We start from the raw sequence: 3,677 nt of genomic DNA, 5'->3' as shown, positions 1-3,677 counted from the left end.
AACGCGTCGCTCAATGCGCAGCAACAGCAGGATCTGGCGGCGCAGTCGAAACTCTCGAACATGATGTCGTTCGATGCGTCAAAGGCGACGCTGGTCGGGCAGTGAGAAAGGGCAGGCGAATGCGGCGATGGTGGATAAGATCGGCGCTTGTCGCCGCCCTGGCGGTCGGGACGGTTGCACTTTCGTCCTGCGCGCACAGGGATTTGATTGCGCCCTGCACACGCGATAGCAGGATGACGTTCGGCGCCGCCTATGCCGACGATTGCGGGCCGATGCGCCCTGTCAATCGCTGAGGCCGCGCCACCATGGATATGGTGACGCAGCTCTTTCAGAGGGTCGACACGATCGCGGTTAGCGCCATTGAAGTGATCTACGATTCGATCGCGACCGAGCTGCTTCCCGTCTTCACCGTCGCTTTGACGGCTTACATCGCATATTGGGGCTATGAAATGGTCTACGGCCGCGCGCCGCTGACAGCGGGCGCGTTTCTGTGGCGAATCTTTCGGATCGGCCTGATTTACGCCGTTGGCTTTTACTGGAGCGATTTTTCGGTGCTCGTCGTCGAGGTGTTTACGAAGACGGCGAACGGAATCGCGACGGCCATTTGCACGGGAACGGGAGGCACGTCGTGCGGCGCGCCGGAAACGACCGTCGCGGCCCAGCTCTCGAATTTGTTTTCGACCGCGATGCAAGCGGCAAAGGTGATCGCCGCTTCCGGCGGATGGGGAGCCGCAATCGGACTTTCGCTAATGGCGATTGTCCTGGTTCTGCTCACAGTGATTTTCGTGGCGCTCGCGATCACCTACGTTTTGGTCGGCAAGATTGCGCTCTTCATTCTGCTCGGGCTCGCGCCGCTCTTTATCGCAATGGCGCTATTCGAGTTCTCGTCGGCTCTCTTTTCCGGGTGGCTGCGGACCTGCGCCCAATACGCAATCGTTCCCGCGATTGTCTATGGCGTTCTCGGCTTTCTGCTCACGCTGATGACGGCGACGGTCAACAATCTCAGCGGGATCACAGACGTGAGTTCAGGTCTGACGGTCATCGCGCCGTTTCTGATTTTGTGCCTTGTGGGATCGTTCATCTTGCCGCTCTCCCTGTCGATCGCCGCGTCGATCGCCGGCGGACATGCGTTGCACAACGCCTTGCCCGGGACCGCTATGCGCGGCGTGAGAGATTATGCGTATTGGCGTATCGCGCGAGGCTGGCGAAATGGCGGCGGCGCGCGGTCGGAGCCGCCCGCGCTCCCGCCCCCACATGCAACCATAACCCAAGGGGCGGCGACGATTTCGCCCGGAGCGGGCAGTCGCGACTTTTCCGCCGATCCACGCGCCGAGCAAGTGGCGGGCGCGCTGATCGAAGCCCGCGTCGCGCAAGCGCGCGCCCGAAATCTTGAAGGCTGAGGCAGATGCAAATCGAGGCGGGAAAGGGGGTCGACCAGCCCCTCGTGAACGAGTCCTACTTTCACGACGGCGCGCGCTGGGAGCGGGATATTTACCGGCGTCTCGAGATTTCAAGAAATGTCTGGCGCGTCGTCGCGGTCGCGGCGCTTATCTGCCTTGCGATCGGGCTGCTGACCCTGCTGTCGCTGGTCCCGCTCAAATCGACCGAAGTCGTGACCTTGCTCGTCGACAAGGCGACAGGCTTCGTCGAGGTCGCCAAACCTTTGGAAGAAGGCGGGCCGATTTCGCAGCGCGAAGCGGTCACGCAAGCCAATATCGTTCGCTACATTCGCGCCCGCGAAACCTATGATCCGCCCGCCCTACGGGACAATTTCGAGCTGGCGTCGCTGCTCTCAGCCGGACAAGCCAGCAAGGATCTGCAGGAAGCCTTCTCGCCGAACAATCTTCATAACCCGGTCAAGCTCTACGGGATCAACGGCCGCATCCGCGTCATCGTTCATAGCGTGAATTTCCTGTCGCAAGGGTGGATGGAGAACCCCAAATCGCCAGCGACGGCGGCCGTGCGCTTTACCTCCGTTCGCACAAGCGATCGCGAGCGGGTCGAGGAGCACTGGGCCGCGAATGTCCGCTTTCGCTACACCGCGGAGCCGATGAAGAACGAATGGCGGTGGGACAATCCGCTCGGCTTTCAGGTGATCGAATATCGGAAGGACCAGGAGACCGTCGCGCCAATCGTCGGCGTGGCCCCGGTTGAATCGCCGCCTGTTGCGCCGCCGACGGGAGCGCCTACGCCATGAGAATGATCTCCCTCCTCCTGGCGATGTCTGTGTTGGCCACCGCGCCCGCGCTTGCCGAACAGGCGCCGCGCGCGGTCATTCAGGACTCGCGCATTCGAACCGTGCCCTTTCAACGCGATAATGTTGTCGTGGTGCATGGGGCGCTCGGCGTCTCGACGATGGTCGCGTTCGGCGACGATGAACGTATCGAAACCGTCGCGATCGGCGATTCCGTCGGATGGCAGGCTGTGCCCGACCAATCGAAGCGCTTTCTCTTCATCAAGCCGCTCGAACCCCACGCCGTCACCAATATGAACGTCGTGACGCGCAAGCGCATTTACAATTTTCTCCTGCGGGCTGTCGATAATCGGGCGTCGGTGGTGTTCAAGGTTCGCTTCACCTATCCCGATGTCGAAGAGGATCAGCGTCTCTTGGCGCTCGCGAAAGCGAAGGCCGCGATGCCCAATTATCGCGCGCTCATGTCGCGGCCTGGCACGAATTTCGATTACAGTTACAAAGGCCAGGTGACGGCAAAGCCCGATTTTGTCTTTGACGACGGGATCAAGACCTATTTCCGGTTCGGCGGAGAGGTCCCGGCGATCTTCCTCGTGAAACCCGATCGCAGCGAAACGCTCGTCAATTACCGCCGCGAAGGCGAGATTATCGTGGTCGATAAAGTCGCCGGGCAATTCACCATGCGTAAGGGCGACGAGACGGCCTGCGTGTTCAATCTGCGCGCCGAGTCCATGCCGGCGCCGGTCACGCAGGAAGCCGACGTGCAGCCGCAATATCAATCCGAACACGCGCCGCAACCGTTCTGGACGCAGATTTTGGCGCCGGCCCAGGCCGCGTCATCGGCGCAATAGACGGAGGGAAACCGACATGGCTGCGGATTTCGATGAGGAGGGACGCCTCGCAGGCGAAACCATCACGCGCCAGTCGTCCAATCCGGGGATGGCGCTGGGCGCGCTTTTCTTCGCCCTCGCCGTGCTTGTCCTCGGCCTGTTCTGGTATGCGTCCGCGCGCAAGCAGAACCGGCCGCAAAACGTCGCCGAAGAAATATTCGCGACGGCGAGGTTGCAGCCGGGGCTCGGCTTCAACGCGACGCCGGCGCCCGCGCCGCCTCAAAACAAATTCGTGATCCCGCCGCCGGTCGTTGTGAATGATCCACCGCCCGCGCCGAAGGCCGAACCTTTCGACGATAGCGAAGCGAAGCGCCTCGCCGAACTGGAACGGCTGCGCAAGGAGACGGAAGCGAAAATACAGGCGCGTCTGCGCTCGCCGATGCTGATCGTCAGCGACAAGGAAGGCCTCACGAATGGCGATCCGTCAAAACTGACGGCCGAAGACAAGGAGGAAGATCCGCATCGGCGATTTCTTGCGAATTCCGAGCATCAGGTGACGAAGGCTTACGCGGAAGAGGTCAGGCGGCCTGATGCCCTTGTCCCGCAAGGCTACATGATCCGGGCGACGCTGGAGACCGCGATCCAGTCTGATCTGA

3 protein-coding genes and 1 pseudogene are annotated in these 3,677 nt (G+C 61.6%); all 4 read left to right on the top strand.

The window, feature by feature from the left end:
- The first annotated feature begins 305 nt into the window (after positions 1-305).
- Positions 306-1,400 carry a type IV secretion system protein gene (locus HUN39_RS18670; RefSeq protein ID WP_175095934.1) on the top strand — a complete coding sequence of 365 codons (1,095 nt, stop codon included), beginning with the start codon at positions 306-308 and terminating at the stop codon, positions 1,398-1,400.
- Positions 1,401-1,405: 5 nt separating this feature from the next.
- Positions 1,406-2,197, top strand: coding sequence for a virB8 family protein (locus HUN39_RS18665; RefSeq protein ID WP_175095933.1), 792 nt, complete (start codon positions 1,406-1,408; stop codon positions 2,195-2,197).
- Entirely contained in the window at positions 2,194-3,042 is an 849-nt protein-coding gene (gene virB9 / locus HUN39_RS18660) for a P-type conjugative transfer protein VirB9 (RefSeq protein WP_232366220.1), read from the top strand. The genes HUN39_RS18665 and virB9 overlap by 4 nt, the downstream gene beginning before the upstream one ends.
- 16 nt (positions 3,043-3,058) lie before the next feature.
- Positions 3,059-3,677: pseudogene (locus tag HUN39_RS18655) on the top strand (type IV secretion system protein VirB10); the annotation flags it as partial.

Source organism: Methylocystis silviterrae (assembly GCF_013350005.1).
GTDB classification, from domain to species: Bacteria; Pseudomonadota; Alphaproteobacteria; order Rhizobiales; family Beijerinckiaceae; genus Methylocystis; species Methylocystis silviterrae.
The sequence above is the reverse complement of the archived record's forward strand: the minus strand, read 5'-3'. Positions and strand labels throughout refer to the sequence as shown.

What these genes read in the sequence shown, in the direction of transcription:
- HUN39_RS18670 (WP_175095934.1), top strand. Translation starts at nt 306, where the DNA reads ATGGATATGGTGACGCAGCTCTTTCAGAGGGTCGACACGATCGCGGTT.
- HUN39_RS18665 (WP_175095933.1), top strand. Translation starts at nt 1,406, where the DNA reads ATGCAAATCGAGGCGGGAAAGGGGGTCGACCAGCCCCTCGTGAACGAG.
- virB9 (WP_232366220.1), top strand. Translation starts at nt 2,194, where the DNA reads ATGAGAATGATCTCCCTCCTCCTGGCGATGTCTGTGTTGGCCACCGCG.